Source organism: Xanthomonas sp. LMG 12459, assembly GCF_009192905.1.
GTDB classification, from domain to species: domain Bacteria; phylum Pseudomonadota; class Gammaproteobacteria; order Xanthomonadales; family Xanthomonadaceae; genus Xanthomonas_A; species Xanthomonas_A sontii.
Genome location: NZ_NSGT01000004.1, coordinates 127736 through 148237, shown reverse-complemented (window position 1 = coordinate 148237; position 20502 = coordinate 127736). Strand labels below are relative to the sequence as shown.

Sequence of the window (20502 nt, the reverse complement as noted above, 5' to 3'; positions counted from 1 at the left end):
TAGGCGCCGCGTGCGCTGCCGCGGCCGTCGCTGCCGTGCAGCGCAAGTGCGATAGAGACAAGACACACGGCGGATGACCACCCATCCGCCCCATCGGGACAGGTTCGAGGAGAACACAGCAGAATGAGTACGGTGCGCCTGGAAGTCGTCCAGACCGGATCCAAGCACGACCCCATCCCGATGCAGCCGGCGTCGCAGGACATCTGGGACAAGAAGTATCGGCTCAAGACCAAGCAGGGCGATCCGCTGGATGCCGACATCGACGGCACCTACCTGCGCGTGGCGCGGGCGCTGGCCGATGCCGAGGTCGGCGAGGAGCAGCGCGCCTACTGGTTCGAGCGCTTCGCCTGGGCGCTGCGCCGCGGCGCGATCCCGGCCGGGCGCATCACCTCCAATGCCGGCGCGCAGGAACACAAGCCGGCCACCAGCACCATCAACTGCACCGTGTCGGGCACCATCACCGACTCGATGGACGGCATCCTGGAGAAGGTCCACGAGGCCGGGCTGACCCTCAAGGCCGGCTGCGGCATCGGCTACGAGTTCAGCACGCTGCGCCCGCGCGGCGCGTTCGTGGCCGGCGCCGGCGCCTACACCTCCGGGCCGATGTCGTTCATGGATATCTTCGACAAGATGTGCTTCACCGTGTCCTCGGCGGGCGGCCGCCGCGGTGCGCAGATGGGCACCTTCGACGTGTCCCACCCGGACGTGAAGGACTTCATCCGCGCCAAGCGCGAGGACGGGCGCCTGCGCCAGTTCAACCTGTCGCTGCTGATCACCGACGGCTTCATGCAGGCGGTGGAGCAGGACGCCGACTGGCCGCTGGTGTTCCCGGTGAACCGCAAGGAAGAGGCCGACGTGGACCTGGCCGACGCCAGCGCCGTGGTGTGGCGCGACTGGCCCACGCACAAGGACTACATCGTGCGCGACGACGGCCTGGTCGCGTGCAAGGTGTACGGGCACATCCGCGCCCGCCACCTGTGGGACATGATCATGGTCTCCACCTACGATTACGCCGAGCCGGGTTTCATCCTGATCGACCGCGTCAACGAAATGAACAACAACTGGTGGTGCGAGAACATCCGCGCGACCAATCCCTGCGTGACCGCCGATACCTGGGTGCAGACCGCCGAGGGGCCGCGTCAGGTCGCCGATCTGCTGGGAACGCCGTTCCTGGCGCGGGTCGATGGCGGCGACCATGCCACCGGTGCGGAGGGTTTCTTCAAGACCGCGCACAAGCAGGTGGTGCGACTGCAGACGCAGGAAGGTTACGCGCTGCGTCTGACCGCAGACCACCGCGTGCGGCGCGTGGTGCGCCAGACCCGCTGGTCGCTGGACACCCAATGGTGCCAGGCGGACCAACTGGTCGCAGGCGATCGGGTGCTGCTCAACAATCACCGTGCCGGTGCCGAGTGGGGCGGCGCGCGCAGCTATGAGGAAGGTTTCCTTCTCGGCATGCTGGTGGGCGACGGCACGCTCAAGCAGGACGCCGCCGTGGTCTCGGTCTGGTCGCAGGCCGCCGCCGTCAATGCGGCGCCGCTGGCACCGGTGGCGCTGATGGACGAAGCCCTGCGCTGCGCGCGCAGCCTGCCGCACCGTGCCGACTTCGCCGGCTGGAGCGAGGTGCGCGACCGTGGCGAGTACCGCCTGAAGTCGGCCGCCTTGCGCGACCTGGCGCTGGAGCTGGGCCTGCGTCCGGGCGACAAGGCGATCACCCCGGCCGTCGAGAAGACCTCCAGCGATTTCCATCGCGGCTTCCTGCGCGGCCTGTTCGACACCGACGGCTCGGTGCAGGGCAGCCAGGAGAAGGGCGTCAGCGTGCGCCTGGCACAGTCGGACCTGGCGCGGCTGGAGGCAGCGCAGCGCATGCTGTTGCGGCTGGGCATCGCCTCGCAGATCTACCGCGACCGGCGCTCCGCCGGCACCGCGTTGCTGCCCGACGGGCACGGCGGCACGCGTGCCTACGTCACCAAGGCGCAGCACGAACTGGTCGTCAGCGGCGACAACCTCGATGCCTTCGCCCAGCGGGTGGGCTTTGCCGACACCGCCAAGGCCAACCGCCTCAAGGCGCTGCTGTCCGGCTATCGTCGCCAGTTGAACCGCGAGCGTTTCGTGGCGACCGTGCAGTCGGTGGCCGCCGATGGCATCGAAGACGTCTACGACGTGCAGGTCCCCGGCATCAACACCTTCGACGGCAACGGCCTGCACGCCCACAATTGCGGCGAGCAACCATTGCCGCCCTACGGCGCCTGCCTGCTCGGCTCGATCAACCTCACCACCTTCGTGCGCGAGCCGTTCACCGAGCGCGCCCGCTTCGACTGGGAGGAATACAAGGAAGTGGTGCGGGTGTTCACCCGCATGCTCGACAACGTGGTCGAGGTCAACGGCCTGCCGCTGCAGCAGCAGCGCGACGAGATCATGCGCAAGCGCCGCCACGGCATGGGCTTCCTCGGCCTGGGCTCGACCATGACCATGCTGCGCATGAAGTACGGCAGCGCCGAGTCCTGCGAGTTCACCGAGTCCATCGCCCGCGAGATGGCCGTGGCCGGCTGGGAGACCGCGCTGTCGCTGGCCAAGGAGAAGGGCCCGGCGCCGATCATGCAGGAGACCTTCGAGGTCACCGCGGCGATGCTGCGGCAGCGCCCGGAGATGGTGCGCGATGGCTGGCGCGTCGGTGAGCGCATCGAGGGCCGGCTGCTGCACGCCAAGTACAGCCGCTACATGCAGCGCATCGCCGAGGTGGCGCCGGCGCTGGTCGAGGAACTGGCCGAGGTGGGCGCGCGCTTCACCCACCACAGCTCCATCGCCCCCACCGGCACCATTTCGTTGAGCCTGGCCAACAACGCCTCCAACGGCATCGAGCCGAGCTTCGCCCACCACTACAGCCGCAACGTGATCCGCGAGGGCAAGAAGAGCAAGGAGAAGGTGGACGTGTTCTCCTTCGAGCTGCTGGCCTACCGCCACCTGGTCAACGCCAAGGCGATGCCGTTCGCCGAGGACGCCGCCGCGCGCCTGCCGGAGTACTTCATCGCCGCCGACGACATCCACCCCAAGGAACACGTGGACGTGCAGGCCGCCGCGCAGAAGTGGGTGGACAGCTCCATCTCCAAGACCGCCAACGTCCCCACCGACTATCCCTACGAGCAGTTCAAGGACATCTACCGCTACGCCCACCAGCAGGGGCTGAAGGGCTGCACCACGTTCCGCTTCAACCCGGCCGCCTTCCAGGGCGTGCTGGTGAAGGAGGCGGACCTGGAGAACACCACCTACCGCTTCGAGCTGGAAGACGGCAGCGTGGTCGAGGTCAAGGGCAACGAGCAGATCGAATACGACGGCGAGATGCACACCGCCGCCAACCTGTTCGATGCGCTGAAAGAAGGGTATTACGGCAAGTTCTGACGCCGTCCCGTCTCCCCTTCGCGCCGGCGGAGGGGAGGGCGGCGGTGGAAGCCCTGGAGCGCGGCACGCCGTGCTTCCCCAACGCTTCCCCACCGTCCGCCGAATGTCGCCGTTTCCGGCTCCCCGCTTCGCTGCAATCGGTATAGCATCGCCCGCGTGACATAAACACTGACACCCTGAGGAGGGTTTTATGAGCAATGGAAATGGCGTCACGGCGACGCTGACGCAGGTCGCCGAGAACGTGAAAGAAACCGCCACCAACGTCGGCGAGACCATCGCCGCCACCGCCAGCGAGGCCGTCGCCACGGTCAAGCAGACCGCCGAGAACGTGCAGAAGCGCGTGCAGGACCAGGTCGCCAAGACCCGCAAGGCGGTGAAGAAGGCCGAGAAGGCAGTCGCCAAGCGCGCCGAAAAGGCCGGCAAGGCCGTCAAGAAGACCGTCGCCAGCGCTCGCAAGAAGCTGGAAGCGGCCAAGGCCAGCGCCCAGGCCGAAGCGGCCGCGCTGACCAAGGGCGGCAAGAAGACCGCCAAGAAGGCGGCTGCGAAGAAGGCGCCGGCGAAGAAGGCCGCGGCCAAGAAGGTCGCGGCGAAGAAGGCGCCGGCCAAGAAAGTGACCGCCAAGAAAGTGACCGCCAAGAAGGCCGCGCCGAAGAAGGCGGTCAAGAAGGTCGCCGCCAAGAAGGCCGTTGCCAAGAAGGCAGTGAAGAAGGTTGCAGCGAAGAAGGCCGTCGCCAAGAAAGCGGTGAAGAAGGTCGCCAAGGCGGTCAAGAAGAGCACCGCCAAGGTCGCCAAGAAGAGCGCCGCCGTGAAGAAGACGGCCGTGCGCAAGGCCGCCGGCAAGAAGGCCGCCGCCACCCGCGCCAAGAAGTAAGCCGTCCCGACGCACCCTCTCTCCCGTGCGCGGGAGAGAGGCCGGGCCCCACGCCCGCCCCGCTCGCCTTCCAGGAACGCACGCCTCATGGCCATCAAGATCGACCAGAAAATCAAGGGCTACGCCGTCGTCACCCCCGAGGACAAGGCGCGCGACGCCGCCGCCGCGGTGCCCGCCTCGTCGATCGACCGCGCCACCGCCGAGGCCGAAGCGCCGGCGGACAACATCATCCACATGCACGAGCGCATCGAGCGCCCGGACGTGCTGATCGGCAGCACCTACAAGATCAAATCGCCGTTGGTGGAACACGCCATGTACGTGACCCTCAACGACATCGTGCTCAATGCCGGCACCGAGCACGAACTGCGCCGCCCGTTCGAAATCTTCGTCAACTCCAAGTCCATGGAGCACTTCCAGTGGATCGTGGCGCTGACCCGCATCATGTCCGCCGTGTTCCGCAAGGGCGGCGACGTCACTTTCCTGGTCGACGAGATGAAGGCCGTGTTCGACCCCAAGGGCGGCTACTTCAAGGCCGGCGGCGTGTACATGCCGTCGCTGGTCGCCGAACTGGGCAGCATCGTCGAAGAGCACATGAAGTCGATCGGCCTGCTGCATGACCCGGAAATGAGCGACCACCAGCGCGCGCTGATCGCCGAGAAGCGCAAGCAGTACGAAGAGCGCTCAAAAAAAAACAGTGAAGTGAGCAAGGCGGTTCCTTCTCCTGCGGGAGAAGGTGGCCGCAGGGCGGACGAGGGTGCGGTGTCCGCCGACTCCACCGCCGACCACGAAGAGGACATCGCCGTCACCGGCGACGGCGCGAGCTTCCCACCGTCGGCCACGATGTGCCACAAGTGCAATACCAAGGCGCTGGTCATCATGGACGGATGTGCGACATGTTTGAATTGTGGGTATTCGAAGTGCGGGTGATCGACTCGCATGGCCGCCAGGCTTGAGTGCCTGTGTGGGAACACCCAAAAGGCGCTATTTCAGTGCGCATAAGGCGCTAGCGCGGAGCCCATAAAGGTCTAGTTGCGCCCATATTTGTGTTCGGATGAGGGCTCAACGCCTAGTTGGACGCCTATCTGGGCCTGCCTCCGGAGTTCGACGTGCCGGCGTAACATCATCCTTGCTCCCCTGTTAGCAGGGGACGTTCGGTGGGACTGAGATGCGCGGCAGTGGCTAGGAGGGGAAGATATTTCGCGGGAGCTAATTGCTGCATCGAAAGACATCACTTGCCCCACGCGGAATCTTTGCCAGCTTCACTCACCAGCTACGGCCATTCGGTAGAAGAACAGTGACTACCGTGCGCCACGACCAAGGAATGATGCCTGCGTGCGCTCAATGCTAGCCAAAGTTGAGCGCAGTCATTGAGGGGCTAGTAGCCAATTCCATTAGACTCTTGGAGTCTCGGGATAAACCCCGTATTTATAAGAGAGCATTAGCTGAATGAGTAAGAAGACCCTGGAGTCGATTGTTTCCGCCAAGGCCAAGATCGAAGGGGAACTCCGCAAGCTGGAAGAGCAGGAAGCGGCGCTCCGCCAAGAACAGGCCTCCGCGGCAGTCGCGGAAATCACGGGCTTGCTGAGCCTATACGGCGAGTACTTCACTCCGAAGCAGAAGGCCGAACTGGCGGTGGCCGTTGGCGCCAGCAGCCCGGGCCGTGGCCGCAAGGCCGCTCCCGCCCCGGCCAGGAAGGAAGTCGCCCCCAAGTATTGGCTGCCTCATACCCATGAGACATGGAGCGGCCGGGGTCGTCCCCCGCGTGCCTTCACGGCGTGGGAGGGCACCGCTGCCTACAAGCAATGGAAGGCCAATCACCCGGACGAGAAGTTCCCGAAGTATCCGGGCTAGGCGTTGGTGAGGATGCGTTCCAGATCCATCAACGCTTCCGCGCTGATCTCGAGCCTTCTTTCGTACGCCAGCACGCGTGTACATTCGGGTTGCTTGCATTGGCCCAACAAGGCCCACGAGGTCATCGTTCCATACGAGGTAGCCAGCTTCGTCACGCGGAGTTCCTGTGCGAAAATGAGGACCGGATCGGCGTGATGGTGATGCCGTCTTGGAGTTGTTGATCCACGACTGCTGGGGCGTCCGAGCGTAATTCTAGGGGATTGAACGATACTTCACAGTAATACATTTGCGGGGGGCGAAGTGATCAATGTATCGGATGATACTTGGAAAAACGAAACGGCTATTCGTCGTCTTCCTTCCGTTGAGCTGCAGTTCTTTGCATGGGTGCAGCTCGTAGATGATGGAAAATTTCGCGCTGCATTGATCTTAGAAAGCGGGGCTACAACCCGTATATTCGTCGGTCAACATGCTGGTCCCTTCCACTTGTTGGAAGGGACGCAACGACCTTGGACGTTGCCAGCGTCTTTCTCGCGCCAAAGCTGCGGGGAAATGGCTGGTTTAAGTGCTTCCTGGACTTGGCCGATCAACTTGTTCCTTGGCATGCGATATACGTCCAATCGGTACAAAACCCAAAGCTGGGCTCCTATCTGCTTTCAACTGGCTTCATCGATCTAGGGCAAGATAACTTCTATCGCCCCACAAGTAACTGGCGAGTCAAGTACGCCTGGGATGACACAAGTCGCGAATTGGCAGCTGCTGAGGCACTTGCCTCAAGACCTGTCACGCTACCCGAATTAGCAGGTTTGGCTGATATGGAAGAGTGGCCTAGCCTACGAGTCTCGTGATCATTTGGACATCGCGGCGTGCAGCGCCACGCCCAGCTAGCGGTCGCAGCGGCGGCCATGTTCATCGACTTTGTGGCCGACGCCTACCGGCATTGAGAAGCGACGAACGGCGAATCGGGGGCGCCGGATCAAGGCCGGTGGGTGATGAGCATTTCCTCGCATGGTTTCCCGTCATCGCATACGGGCGTCCGCAGTGCCATACTCGAGCCAGCTCAGTCATGGAAAGGCATAGCGCTCGATGAAGACACGCACTCTCCCTATACTGTTTCTGATACTGGTTGCGGCAGTTGCCTGCGATCGCGCCGGCAAGCCGCACGCACAGCCGGCAGCTGCTTCCATCTCGCTGCAGTCGCTGACAGTTGGTAGCAACAAGGCGCCGGATGGCGTTCTTGCGCAGCCGATCACTGTGCTGGATGCGCTGACCATCGAGATCGCATTGAATTCGGCTCCGCCGACAGATGCCGGCGCGATCGAAGCGCGATTCATCAACCTGGCGACCGGCCAGGTGGTGTCCACAGGGTCCGGCGCCGTCACCGACCGGCGCGCCACCTTGACTCTGAACCCAAAGGATCGCCGGGAATGGGAGCCTGGGCGTTACCTGCTCGAAGTCAGTCTGGGCGGCTCCTTGCTGGGTACCCGCGATATCGATGTTTCCGCACCGGGGCCGGCAAGCTGATCCTCGGTGGAAAGGGCGCGCAAGAAGGCTGTCAGTTGCCTCTGCTCGGTCACCGTCAGGTTCACGGGCCGACCGCGTCCAAGGCTGCGGTAGTAGATTTCGCGCTCCACCGCCTTGTCCAGCGTGGCCACACTTCCATCGTGCATGTACGGCGCGGTAAGCGCGACATTGCGCAAACTGGGAGTGCGGAACGCGCCCAGGTCGGCTGGCTTGCGCGTCGCCGCGAAGCGCCCCGATTCGGCGACCTCTCGATCGGACAACACCAATGCGCCCAGTGGCTGATTCGTGCGCCTGGCCTGCTCCAACCGTTCCAGCAGCGCAGTGACATCGCCGGCGATCTGTTCAAAACCGACGCCGGCATGATGGAACTTCTGGTCGGTCAAGGTAACTGGACTGCCGGCAAGCTGGTGGCATTCCGCACAGGCCGCCTTGCCAGTGAAGAGTGCGAGGCCGGCACGCTCGTCTGCATCAAGTAGCGACGGCTCGTCGATGCTGCGGTCGTAGCGCGTCGGCTGGCGGGGCATTGAGCGCAGATAATGCGTTAGACCGTCCGCCACCGCCGATTGGTCCAGTCGATTTCCATCCGCATACTTGGCATAGTGCGGCTGCGCGTTGATGCGCGCCAGCAGCGTCTCCATGTTCGCCAACCCCATCTCCCGCGGATTGGTGAACGCCTGCAGCGCCACCACGCTGAGGTCGTGCTCGCGGCCGTCCCAGAACAGCGTGGAGTAGACGCCGGCATCGGCCAGGTCAGGCGCGTTGCGCGTGCCTGCATTGCCGTGCACGCCGAGCGAGACCTTGCGGCCATCGGTGAACGACTTCGCCGGGATGTGGCAGTCCGCACAACTGACTGCGCCATCCGCGCTCAAGCTGCGATCGAGGAAGAGGTCGCGCCCCAGCGCGATCCTGTCCGCGTCGCCCTGTGCTGCCGGAACTCGCGCGCCCTGTTCGCATCCCGCCAACCCAACGGTGGCGAAAACGGCAGCGGAAATGACAAGAAAATGTCGTATTTTCATGCTGTGCGTGCGCTCCGTCGCTGTTTTATGTCATTGCTTGACATGCACGATCACATTATGCAACAAATGATGAAGCTGAAAAACTGCCAACGGAAGGCATGCCTGGCCACGCAAGCTGGCCTACGTGCTGATGCTCAACAGTGCGCACAAGCAGATGGGGCCAAAGGATATGGACGTTCCGCAAGACCGCGTCGTAAGGCGTGCAGGTTGGCTCTATTCGCTTCTCGGGATTTCCACCGCCGATCTCGGCCTTGCGCGCCGCATCGGGCTACGCATTGCCGGGTTCGTCGCGCTGCTCGTCGGCAGCGAATCGGCGTTGGCCGCCGCCTATGTCTATGACGCCAACGGGCGGCTGATCGCGGTCACCAATGACGTCGGGGATACCGCCCGCTACCACTACGATGGCTTGGGCAACATCACGCGCGTGCAGCGTCTGCCATCGGGTGCGCTCGCCATTTTCGATTTTGCCCCGCGCCACGGCGGCGCCGGCGACAGGGTCACGCTGAAAGGGCAGGGCTTCAGTGCAACCGCGGCGCAGAACGTCGTTCGCTTCAATGGGGTGGTCGCCGACGTGGTGGCCGCCAGCACCAGCAGCCTGACCACCATCGTCCCATCCGCCGCCACCACGGGCGTGTTGACCGTTACCGTGGGCACTCAGACGGCCAGCAGCGACGTCCCGTTCGTGGTCGACGCCCAGCCGCGTGCGCCACTCATCACCGCCGTGAGCCCGCACATCGCCTCGGTCGGCGCTGCCCTCACCATCAGCGGACAGTCGCTGCTGCCGCTCGATGGGCAGACCAGCGCGCGCCTTGGCCTGGCACCACTGGTCCTTGGCCAGGCCAGCAACACGACGCTGCAGGCCGAAGTTCCTGGCGGCGCGAGCAGTGGCCGGATCAGGGTCACCACCCCCTACGGCAGCGCTGTCAGCGCAGACGACGTGCTTGTCGTGCCTGCGGGAGTCGACGACGAGGCCATTGCTACGGCGAAGCGACTGGCCGTCGACGGGCAACTCAACGATCTTTCGACGGCGTCCGCCGGGCAAAGCGTGGCGATCCTGTTCGACGCGCAAGGCGGCGACTACATCAGTGCGCAGTTCTCCGAACTGGCCAGCGAACTGAACTATGCCCTGTATGGCATCGGCAACAAGCGCCTCGCCGCGGGGACGGTCTCGGCCAATGCGCCGAGCTTCCATATGCCCGCACTGAAGTCGACCGGGACCCATCTGCTGGTGTTGACCCCCAAGGCAGGCCCGCTGACGTGGAAGTTGCAACTCGAGCGATCCGCCGTCCTGAACATCGACGGCGCCGCTCAGGATGTGAGCACCAGCATCGCAGGGCAGAGTCGCCGGCTGGTGTTCGATGCAAGCAAGGGGTTGCCGCTTGGCATGGGATTGGCGGAAAAGACCGGGCCTCCGGCGTGGGGCTCGGCGACGGTGACCGTGCAGGGGCCAGATGGAGGCCAGGCGGGTTTCCAGCAGTGCACGCAAGCGAACAATGGATGCAGTCTCAATCTTTCCGCATTGAATACGGGTAGACATGCGGTTCTAATCACCCCCGCCGCTTCTGGAACCCGCCTTCTTGCGTTCCAGGCGGTTCTATCGACCGATGCGCAACACACCCTGGCGCGCGGTACGCCACTGGCTCTTTCCCTTGCGCGTGCAGGCCAGAACGCCAGGCTGCGCTTCACCGGAACCGCGGGCGAAGTGCTCGGCCTGCTGGTCGCCGGACAGGCCACCCTTCCTTCCGGCCGCAGCGTCTATTACCGCGTCAACCGTCCGGACGGCACGCTCTGGAAGTCCGTCGCAGCTTCGAGCGGGCTGGTGTTGAACCTCGCACTCCCGGTTACAGGGACCTATGAGGTCTTCGTCGATGCCGGATACGGTGAAACACTCGCCACGGAGGTGCTGCTGCGTGGCAACGAGGGAAGTCCCGTCATCGACGGCGCCACATCGACACACGTCGCAGCACGTGCGGGTGAGGCAGCCTACTTCCAGATCACGGCATCGTCCGGCGACTCCCTTGGCCTGGGCATCAGCGGCCTGACGATCGCCAACGGCAGCGGCGCGGCCGTGAACATATACCGCCCCAACGGCATGCTGCTGGCCAATACCACCTGCCATGCAGCAAATGCTGGCTGCGATCTCAATCTGTCTTCGCTGGAGGGCGGCGTGCACGGCGTGGAGGTGGTGCCGCTGGATCCGGCGCAGACCATGCAGTTCGACGCCACGGTCTCCCGTGATGTCGCCATGAACATGGCCAGGGCAAACCCGACCTCTCTGAACTTGCCGCGCCATGGAAAAAATGCGCGCCTGGCATTCACCGCCGCTGCAAATGAAGTCGTCGCACTCAAGATCACCGGCCAGACCACGCAGCCGTCCGCCGCCGGCGTGTACTTCCGTGCACTCCGTCCTGATGGTGTGACCGTCACTTCCGGCTACGCCGCAGGCGACAAGACCCTGCTGATCGACACCAGCGTCGCCGGGACCTATCAGATCTTCGTCGACCCCGAGAACGGTGCGACCACGACCGCGACGCTGACTCTCGAGGCGGGCGTGCTGGGGCAAATGGAACTGGATGGCAGCATCGGCGAGTATGAGGGCGCCGCAGGCAAGGACGTGTCCTTCGCCATCAACGCGGTTGCCGGTAAACATCTCGGGTTCGGCATCAGCCACTTGAGCGTGAACAGTGGCACTTACGTACGCATCTACGCCTATACGCCGAGCGGCGCCAGCGTTGGAAACGAGACGTACTGCTACGTGAGCAACGGCGGCTGCGACGTCCAGCTCTACAACCCGGTCAGCGGTACCTACAGCATCGTGATGCGGCCGGTGAGCAGCACGCAGACGATGAAGTTCAGGGCGACGCTGTCCTCTGCGTTGCGCGCGACGCTGTCCCGCGATGTTCCCTTCAATCTGAGCCTGGACCGGCGTGGCCAGGACGCGCTGATGACCTTCAATGGGCTCGCCGGCGAAACGGTGGCGCTGCAGATCGCCGGCCAGTCGAGCCTGCCCGCGGGTAGGACCGTGACCTACCGGGTCTACAAGCCCAGCGAACGCCGCAGCAGCTATCACATCGCGAGCATCGCGCCGGAGACCGGCGGCGCCCTCAACATTCGATTGCCGGAGAATGGCGAGTATTGGGTATATGCCGATCCTCAGTTTGGCGCAGCCGCGGCGGCGAGGATCACCTTGTCCACGGGAACCACCAGCGGATTGGTGCGGGATGGCGCGTCTGTGGCATTCGCCGCCGACCAACCAGGGCAGACGGCCCACTATAGTTTCAACGCGATCGCCGGGCAGCACATGGGCTTTGCGGTCAGCGACCTGAGCGTCTCCGACGGAACCTATGTGCGGATCTACGCCTATGGGCCGAACGGCAACAGCATCGAGGACGACTCGTACTGCTACGTGGAGCGCGGTGGCTGCGACGTGGATATCTACAACCCTGTCGCCGGCAGCTATAGCGTGGTGGTCGTGCCATCGGTGGCTGGGCAGCGCATACAGTTCACCGCTACGCTGTCCAGCAGTGCTCCCGCTGAGCTGGCGCTGGACACCCCCGCCATGCTGCAGCTTTCGCGGCGGGGCCAGGATGGAATGCTGACCTTCAGCGGTAATCAAGGTGACACCGTCGGTTTGCAGATCGCCGGTCAAGCAAGCGCTCCTGCTGGCAATACGGTGCGCTACCGGATCTTCAAGCCGAGCGAACGCCGGCGTGGCTACCACGTTGCCGAAGTCTTTCCCCAGAACGGGGGGGCGGTCAATATGTCGCTGCCCGAGACCGGTACCTACTGGATATGGGCCGATCCCGACTACGGTGCTGCCGTAAGTGCACAGATCACGCTTTCCAGCGGTACAGCCGGCGGGCTGAACCAGAACGGCGGCTCGGTAGGAGTGGAGACTGTCCTGCCTGGTCAGACCGCCTACTTCCGCTTCAACGCAACAGCCGGCCAGCACCTCGGCTTCGGCCTGAGCGACCTGGTGGTGAGCAGTGGAACGCTGGTGCGCATTTACGCCTATGCGCCGAATGGCAACAACATCCAGGACGACTCGTACTGTTATGTCGCCGATGGCGGCTGCGACATCGACATCTATAACCCCGTCACCGGCACCTACAGCGTCATGGTCGTGCCCGAGCACGGCGATCAGGCGATGCAGTTCAATGCGACGCTCTCGTCCAGCGCGGGTGTCGCCCTGGAGCGCGATGTTCCGGCTGTGCTCGATCTGACGCGCCGCGGCCAGGATGGCTTGATGACGTTCAACGGCACCCAGGGCGAGAATCTCGCTTTCCTGGTCGCTGGCCAGACGACCGTGCCTGGAGATCGCCAGGTGACCTATCGGGTCTTCAAGCCAGGCGATCGCCGGTCCGGCTACTACATTTACTCTTTCAACGCCGAGACAGGCGGATCGGTGAACATGGTGTTGCCGGAAACGGGAACCTATTGGATCTGGGCGGATCCGGTCAAAGGCGCCACCAGCCGCTCGCACGTCACCTTGTCCACCGGTACCGTCAGTGGCATGGAGCGCGATGGTGCGGTGGCCCAGTTCGCCTCCACGCAGCCCGGACAATCAGCGCATTTCCGCTTCAATGCGACAGCAGGCCAACACCTGGGATTCGCTGTCAGCGATCTGGCCGTCAGCGCGAACAACCATGTGCGGATCTCTGCATATGCACCCAATGGGAACAGCATCGCCGATACATCCTATTGTTATGTGGCCGACGGTGGTTGCGACATCGATATCTACAACCCTGTAGCCGGGACATACAGCATCATCGTGTCCGCCGCGGAAGCCGGTCAGACCATGCAATTCAAAGCTGGCTTGAGCAGTAGCGCCGCCCCGGCACTGGCAAGCGACGTGCCGCTGAACCTGCAACTGGATCGTCGCGGCAAGGATGCGGTCGTGACCTTCACCGGCAATGCCGGGGAATCGGTGGCACTGCTTGTCGCCGGCCAATCCACCGTTCCCGCGGCGAAGACAGTCCGCTATCGCATCTACAAGCCCAGTGAGCGCCGACGCTCCTACGAACTCGACGTCATTGCAGCCACGACAGGGGGATCGACCAACCTGATCCTTCCGGAGTCGGGGACCTACTGGCTTTGGGTGGACCCTGACACAGGCGCAACCACTAACGCTCAGGTGACCTTGTCCACCGGGAGCGCGAACCCGCTTGTGCAGGATGGCTCGCCAACTCAGTTCGCCTCGACCAAACAAGGGCAATCGGCGCACTTCCGGTTCCCTGCGACGGCCGGCAGTCACCTGGGCTTTGCCATCAGCGGCCTGAGCCTGAACGAAGGCAGCTACGTGCGGGTGTACGCCTATGCACCCAATGGCACCAGCGTCGCCGACACGTCCTACTGCTATGTGAGTGACGGTGGCTGCGACATCGATTTCTACAACAGCGTTGCCGGCGACTACAGCATCTTGGTGCAGCCTGACACGAACGGACAGACCATGCAGTTCACTGCAACGTTGTCCTCCAATATGCGAGCTGACCTGCAACGCGGTGTGGCGGCTCACGTTGAGCTCTCGCGCCGTGGCCAGGATGGCTTGCTGACCTTCGCCGGATCCCAAGGGGAGAAGGTGACCCTGCAGGTTGCCGCGCAAGCCACGCAACCTGCGGGTGGCCGCGTCGTCTACCGCGTATTCAAGCCCAGTGACCGGCGTCGCGGTTACGCGATCGGCACCACCAACCCAACCACAGCAGCCAGCTTGAACCTGACGCTGCCGGAAGCCGGAACGTACTGGATTCTGGCCGATCCGGATTTTGGCCGGTCGGCCAGCGCGACCGTTTCCGTCTCGACCTCGCCCTAAGCGCCGTCAGCGAAGAGATCACGACTATGAAGAATGGAATCTCCAAGGTCCAGGCAGTCAGTGGCATGCGCCCCAAGCTCTTTGCGATGGGCGTGCTGCTGGGGGCGTTGTCGATGGCCGGTTCGCTGTGGCACCTGGACGGGGGCTTGTTGCCGTCCGCCCAGGCCAGCGCGGTGGACAGTGCCGTCGACGACGTGCTGCGGCCATTGGCGCCACGAGAGCAGCGCACCCAGCTGAAGGATGGCCGCTGGCTGCGGCTGAACGCCGCCGGCACGCAGCTTCAAAAGGAGGATGCGAGCAAGGCGCCTTCGAAGGCCTTGGACCTGCCGGAAGCGCGCATCAACCCCAGCCTGACGCTACTGCCGAGTGGCCGTGTGCTGATCTGGGGCGGTACCGATGGGAACGGTGTCTTGCGACGCGATGGACTCTGGTACGACCCTGCGCTGGACACGCTTTCGATCGCCAGCGATTTGACCCTGTCTGCGCGTGCAGGCCACACCGCAACGGTGCTGACGGATGGCAGCGTCCTGTTCGCCGGCGGCGACACCGCGTCGGCGGGCATGCCTGCCGAACTTTGGGACGAGCGCAGCAACCGTGCGTTGGCGCTTGCCGACGAGACCAGCGTCGCGCGCCGTGGGCATACGGCACTGCTGCAGAGCGACGGACAGGTGCGCATCGCCGGTGGCATCGATCGCCACGGAACACGCCAGGAGACGGATCTGGTCTACAGCCAGGTCGACGGGCGTTTCTCCAATGCGCTTGCGCAGCATGACCGTCGTCCGGCCGGCTTGGCAGGCTCGATCCCGGCCCAGGGTAGCAAGGACGTGCTGCCCGCACAGCGCCTGTCGGTGCGCTTCGCGCAACCGGTCAACGTGGCCGATCTGTCCGCGTCATCGGTCACCCTGATCGGCCCGGGCGGCGTCGCGCCCGTCGAGATCATGCCGGCCGAGGGCGGCCGCCTGCTGTTCGTCTCGCCGAAACGGTCGCTATTCCCCGCCTCCCACTACACCCTCATGGTTGACGGTGTGCGTACCCGGGAGGGAAGGCAACAGCCGCTGGTGGCGATCGATTTCGGCACCGCCGCCCTTGACGCCGCGGGAAGCACGACCGACGCCACCGACACCGCTCTCGATCCAGTGAGCGAGCGTGTCATCACCGGGGATGTGCGTCACCAGAGCGGCTGCGATCAGGCGGGAAGCGCCGCTCAGCCCTGTCGGGCACACGGCTTTGTCGACAGCGGCATCTGGTACCCCGGCCGTGACAACACCGATAGCCGGTGGCGCATCTACAGCGATGAGCAGCGCGTCGAGCGGGCCGAGTACTCGGCCGTCATGGCCGCGCGTTACCAACTGACCGCGCTGCGCGGCCGCGTGGTCCGCGTGGACCAGATGCCGGTCGCCAATGTCGAGGTCAGCATCGGCAGCATCACGACCCGCACCAATGCCGATGGCTGGTTCGCGCTGTTCGACCTGCCCAAGGGGCATCAGGAACTGTACGTCGACGGCAGCACCGCCAATGTCGGTGCCGACCAGTATGGGCAGTTCGTGGTCGGCGTGGATATCAAGCCCGGTCGCCTCAACGAACTGCCGTACCTGATGCACCTGCCCAAGATCAGCGCGCGGGACAAGGTACGCATCGCGTCCCCGCTGAAGCAGGACCTGGTCATCGGCCATCCGGACATCCCGGGGCTGGAGCTGCACATCCCCAAAGGCACGGTCATTCATGACCGCAAGGGGCGGCTGGTCAACGAGATCGCGATCGTGCCGACGCCGGTCAACAGGGCGCCGTTCCCGGTGATGGAAAACCATCCCATGGCGTTCACGGTCGAGCCCGGCGCGTCTCAGGTACGCGGGCTGGATCCCGACGCGCGCAACGGCATCCGTGTCTATTATCCGAACTACGACAATTACAAGAAGGGAACCGAGGCCGACTTCTGGATCTACGATCCAACCGATGGCTGGCGGGTGTACGGGCGCGGCACGGTCTCAAAGGACGGACGCCATTTCGTGCCGGAGCAGGGCGTCGCCCTGCACGAAACCATGGGCGGCATGTACAGCGTTCCTGGGGGAAACGGCGCCAGCGAACCCAACCTGGCCGCGGACAACTCCGGGCAATGCGGTTGCAGCGGCGATGCTGCCGTCGCCGGCGATCCGATCGACCTGAGGACCGGCGAGTTCACCCACGCCGAGACCGATCTTTCCATCGACGATATCGTGCCCATCACCGTGGGGCGCAACTATCGGCCCAACGACCTCAAGCGGGGCGTCTTCGGCATTGGCATGTCGTGGAACTGGGGCTACACCCTCAATCGCCCCAGCACCGACAACTACGACGTCCTGGAACTGGTGCAGCCCAACGGCGCATCGTTGCGGTTCGACAGGATTTCCGGCACTGGCAACCAGGGCGAGTGGCGGCAAGCCGGCTCCAACACTCGCTTCGCCGGCGCGCTGATCAAGACCGTCTACGACTCGGATCCCACCCAGCCCTGGGGGCGTGCGTTCCTGCTGACCCTGCGTGACGGTTCCCGGATGCAGTTCTCCAGTTGGAACGACATCCGCGTGCGCTGGATCGAGGATCGTCACGGCAACCGGACGTCGCTGCTCTACAACGCGGGCCTGGTGTCGGAGATCATCTCGCCCAGCGGCCGCTCCGTCGCCATTGCCTACGACGGCAGCAACCGCATCAAGACCCTGCGCGACCATACCGGCCGCGAGTGGTCGTACAGCTACGACAGCAACGGCTTACTCTCGAAGACAACATACCCGGATGCGACGTCCCGTCAGTACGCATTCCAGACGCGTGTTCAGAACGGGACCCTGGCTCAGCACCGCATCGAGTCGATCACGAACCAGCGCGGGCATCGCCTGCTGCTCAACCACTTCGAGACGGTCAATGGCGTCTCGACCGGGCGGGTGATCAAGCAGACCCAGGCCGATGGTGGCGAGATCAGCATCGACTACGCCCACGTCGACAACGGGGTGACCGGCACGCTGGTGACCGAGGTCGATGGCAGCAAGCGCAGGATCGTATTCGCCGATGGCACGCCTTACCCGGTGTCGGAGACATTGGCGTATGGGACTGCGGAGGCGCAGACCTTCACCTACGAGCGCAACAGCAACGGCCAGCTGATTCGCAGTACAGACCCGCTGGGACGAAAGACCGAGTACAGCTACAACGCGGACGGCCAGACCACACAGATCGTAGCGATGGCGGGCACGGCGAAGGCCCGGACCGTCAGCATGACGTACAACGCCGATGGCGACCTGACCTCCATCACCGACCCACTGAACAGGGTCACGCGGCTGGGCTACCAGAACCGCTGCCTGAGCTCGGTGACCGATACGCTCAATCGAACCGCGCTCTATCGCTGCAATGCCGCTGGCCAGATGATCAGCGCCACCGATCCGCTGCAACGGACACTACAGCTACACTACGACGGATTCGACCTGGTCGGGGTCACCGATCCCCTGGGGCGTCGCACCAACTATCGCATCGACTCGCTGGGACGCGTGATCGCAACGGAGGACCCGCAGGGCAACCTCGTCCGCCGCGAGTACGACGTGATGGGGCGGGTCAAGAAGCTGATCGACGCGCATGGCACGGCATTGGAGTATGGCTTCGATGCCAACGGCAATGTCGCCGCCGTGCTGCTGCCCAACGGCAATGGCATCACCTACACCTACGATAGCCGCGACCGCCCGGTGACCCGTACCGACGCGGCTGGAAAGGTCGAGCAGTGGGGATACGACCTGGCCGATCGCGTCACCAGCCACGTCGACAGGATGCAGCGCACCGTCATCAACACCTACGACGTGTTGGGACGACCGAAGACCACCACCTTCCAGGATGGTACCAAGGCCGCCTATACCTACGACGCCGGCAATCGTCTGCGGGCGCTGACGGACACGGGCGCGGTCGGCACGCTGAACTGGGACTACGACGACTTCGACGCGGTCATTGCCGAATCCGGTCCGCAGGGAACCGTCGCGTACGCCTACGATGGCGCCGGGCGTCGCAAGGAAATGCGTGCAGGCGCGCAGGCCCAGGTCATCTACACCTATGACGATGGCGACCGCCTGCGGCAACTGGACCAAGGGATGGAGCGGGTCCAGTTCGCTTACGACGATGTGGACCGTCTGGGGACGTTGACGCTGCCCAATGGCGTCGAGGCCGTACACGGCTACGATGAAGGCAACCAGCTGACCAGCCTGGCCTGGCAGAAACCCAGCAAGCCGGCGATCGGTGCCTTGGGTTTCGACTATGACGGCAACGGACAGGTCGTCAGCCAGAGCGGCAGCTTTGCCAGCCAGGTCTTGCCGATGGCGACGACGGGCACAAGTAGCTTCGACGACGCCAATCGCCAGCTGACGCACAACGGTCGCACGCTGACCTACGACGACAACGGCAACCTCGTCAGCGATGGGGCCCGCAGCTATGTGTGGAACGTTCGCAACCAGTTGGTGGAAATCCGCGAAGGGACTACCACCATCGCTGCATTCGGCTATGACCCGCTCGGCCGGCGGGTCGCACGCACCGAAGGAGGCGTTGCCACCCAGTACCTGTACGACGGCCAGAACGCGGTGCAGGAAGCGGTTGGCAACAGCGCCAATCCGATCCTGAGCGGACTCGGGGTCGATCAACGTTTCGCTCGCAACGGCGCCGGCGGTCGAACCTACTACCTGACCGACCAGTTGGGCAGCACGCGCGGGCTGACCAACGCGTCCGGCGATCTTGTCGAGCGCTACGACTACACGCCCTACGGGCAATTGCAGAACGCACCAAGCGGGTCCACCAATCCTTACCGCTACACCGGCAGAGAGCAGGACCAAAGCGGGCTGTACTACTATCGGGCGCGCTACTACAGCCCGGACATGGGCCGCTTCATCAGCGAGGACTCCTACGGCTTCGCCTCCGGCGATGCGAACTTCTATGCCTACGCGCTGGGCAACCCGATCAGCTACAACGATTCTTCGGGGCACATTGCGTGGTTTGTATTACTTCCACTGATCTGGGGTGGAATTGAAGTCGCAATTTCCCTGTACGACGCATACGACACGGGGAGAACACTACTCGATCCCTGCGAAACCACCGAAGCCAAGGTGATCGCTGCGATTGGATTCGGTGTGGGCCTTGTGGCACCAGGGGGGGGATACGGCTCTGGCTCAAAGAAGGTCTATCAATATTCGCTTCGAGCAAAAGCGGATGGCTGGTATCCTGTTATGACGAGGGGGAGTAAGAGTCCAACTTCGCAAGTCTGGCTATCCGAAGGTGAAGTGTGGAAATTTGGTACGACTCAGAATCCGAATAAAAGGTATCCTAAGCAATATCTGCAAGGCATTGGAACCGGTGGCGTCGATATGGCGAAGGAGTTTGACGGCACTAGGACCCAAGCGCTGATGCTTGAGCAAATGAAGATCGATAACTTCCATTTACAGAATGGTCAACTCCCGCCAGGAAATAAGGTCAGAAGGTAGGTTGCGATGAAGCTAGATTTTACGGCCGACTACGACTGGGAGGCGCGGATCGATAGGATCAAAAGTCACTATGCGCGCAATGCAGAGGATTTTATCCATCGATCTTACGGCAGTGAGGTGACCACGGTGTCTCTACTTTTCATGTGCCGCGATCCGTCCATAAAATTTAAACGAAGAGTTCGGTTTTCTTCTAAAAGCGCGGAGTTTTATACCGACGTCATGTTGGATCTGCCAATCATCGTCCCGCTTTCGATGAAGGAGAAAATGCACTACGTTTCTCGTGAGCTTCTTCAGCAGCTGTCAGAACAGTTGAACAAACGAAAGTTCAAGGACTTTGATCATGCTCGGTTTCTCAACGATCTAGAGAAATGGCTCGAGGGAATTGAAGGGCGCTATGACGGCCAGACGTCAGGACCTTGGCGTTATGCGTCGGGCGAAGAGGTTGAGCAATGAACGCAATTGAGATCGGACTTTCCTCGATGCCATGTCCATGCTGCGGAAATCTAACGATTGAGGAACCCGGGCAATATGAGATTTGTCCAGTATTTCAATGGCAGGATGATC

Annotated in this window: 9 protein-coding genes; 8 read left to right on the top strand and 1 reads right to left on the bottom strand. The window is 63.4% G+C overall.

Annotated elements, in window-relative coordinates; genetic code table 11:
• Positions 1 to 123 precede the first annotated feature (123 nt).
• From CEK65_RS01490 to CEK65_RS01470, 5 genes are all read left to right on the top strand, one after another.
• Positions 124 to 3396 carry an LAGLIDADG family homing endonuclease gene (locus CEK65_RS01490; protein WP_152180538.1) on the top strand — a complete coding sequence of 1091 codons (3273 nt, stop codon included), beginning with the start codon at positions 124 to 126 and terminating at the stop codon, positions 3394 to 3396.
• Positions 3397 to 3586: 190 nt separating this feature from the next.
• Complete coding sequence (locus tag CEK65_RS01485) at positions 3587 to 4267, top strand: hypothetical protein (protein WP_152180537.1); 681 nt, start codon at positions 3587 to 3589, stop codon at positions 4265 to 4267.
• Positions 4268 to 4354: 87 nt separating this feature from the next.
• Positions 4355 to 5194, top strand: a complete 840-nt coding sequence (locus CEK65_RS01480) for an NrdJb (RefSeq protein WP_152180536.1) — start codon at positions 4355 to 4357, stop codon at positions 5192 to 5194.
• A 519-nt stretch (positions 5195 to 5713) separates the two neighbouring features.
• Positions 5714 to 6118, top strand: coding sequence for an H-NS family nucleoid-associated regulatory protein (locus CEK65_RS01475; RefSeq protein ID WP_152180535.1), 405 nt, complete (start codon positions 5714 to 5716; stop codon positions 6116 to 6118).
• A gap of 1083 nt (positions 6119 to 7201) precedes the next feature.
• Complete coding sequence (locus CEK65_RS01470; RefSeq protein ID WP_152180534.1) at positions 7202 to 7639, top strand: hypothetical protein; 438 nt, start codon at positions 7202 to 7204, stop codon at positions 7637 to 7639.
• Here the strand turns inward: CEK65_RS01470 and CEK65_RS01465 are convergent.
• A complete protein-coding gene (locus CEK65_RS01465; protein ID WP_152180533.1) occupies positions 7558 to 8655 on the bottom strand; it encodes a cytochrome c peroxidase in 1098 nt (365 codons plus the stop codon). The genes CEK65_RS01470 and CEK65_RS01465 overlap by 82 nt on opposite strands.
• Before the next feature lie 130 nt (positions 8656 to 8785).
• On the opposite strand from CEK65_RS01465, the gene CEK65_RS01460 reads away from it, so the two are divergent.
• The 3 genes from CEK65_RS01460 to CEK65_RS01450 all read left to right on the top strand — a co-directional run bounded on the left by CEK65_RS01460 (position 8786) and on the right by CEK65_RS01450 (position 20391).
• Positions 8786 to 14464, top strand: a complete 5679-nt coding sequence (locus tag CEK65_RS01460) for an IPT/TIG domain-containing protein (RefSeq protein ID WP_226980439.1) — start codon at positions 8786 to 8788, stop codon at positions 14462 to 14464.
• Positions 14465 to 14529: 65 nt separating this feature from the next.
• Positions 14530 to 19938, top strand: coding sequence for an RHS repeat-associated core domain-containing protein (locus tag CEK65_RS01455; RefSeq protein ID WP_226980436.1), 5409 nt, complete (start codon positions 14530 to 14532; stop codon positions 19936 to 19938).
• A 6-nt stretch (positions 19939 to 19944) separates the two neighbouring features.
• Positions 19945 to 20391, top strand: coding sequence for a hypothetical protein (locus CEK65_RS01450; protein ID WP_152180530.1), 447 nt, complete (start codon positions 19945 to 19947; stop codon positions 20389 to 20391).
• Positions 20392 to 20502: the final 111 nt, after the last annotated feature.

Excerpts from the sequence above, each read along its gene's own strand:
- CEK65_RS01490 (WP_152180538.1), top strand. The coding sequence starts at position 124 with ATGAGTACGGTGCGCCTGGAAGTCGTCCAGACCGGATCCAAGCACGAC.
- CEK65_RS01485 (WP_152180537.1), top strand. The coding sequence starts at position 3,587 with ATGAGCAATGGAAATGGCGTCACGGCGACGCTGACGCAGGTCGCCGAG.
- CEK65_RS01480 (WP_152180536.1), top strand. The coding sequence starts at position 4,355 with ATGGCCATCAAGATCGACCAGAAAATCAAGGGCTACGCCGTCGTCACC.
- CEK65_RS01475 (WP_152180535.1), top strand. The coding sequence starts at position 5,714 with ATGAGTAAGAAGACCCTGGAGTCGATTGTTTCCGCCAAGGCCAAGATC.
- CEK65_RS01470 (WP_152180534.1), top strand. The coding sequence starts at position 7,202 with ATGAAGACACGCACTCTCCCTATACTGTTTCTGATACTGGTTGCGGCA.
- CEK65_RS01465 (WP_152180533.1), bottom strand. The coding sequence starts at position 8,655 with ATGAAAATACGACATTTTCTTGTCATTTCCGCTGCCGTTTTCGCCACC.
- CEK65_RS01460 (WP_226980439.1), top strand. The coding sequence starts at position 8,786 with ATGCTCAACAGTGCGCACAAGCAGATGGGGCCAAAGGATATGGACGTT.
- CEK65_RS01455 (WP_226980436.1), top strand. The coding sequence starts at position 14,530 with ATGCGCCCCAAGCTCTTTGCGATGGGCGTGCTGCTGGGGGCGTTGTCG.
- CEK65_RS01450 (WP_152180530.1), top strand. The coding sequence starts at position 19,945 with ATGAAGCTAGATTTTACGGCCGACTACGACTGGGAGGCGCGGATCGAT.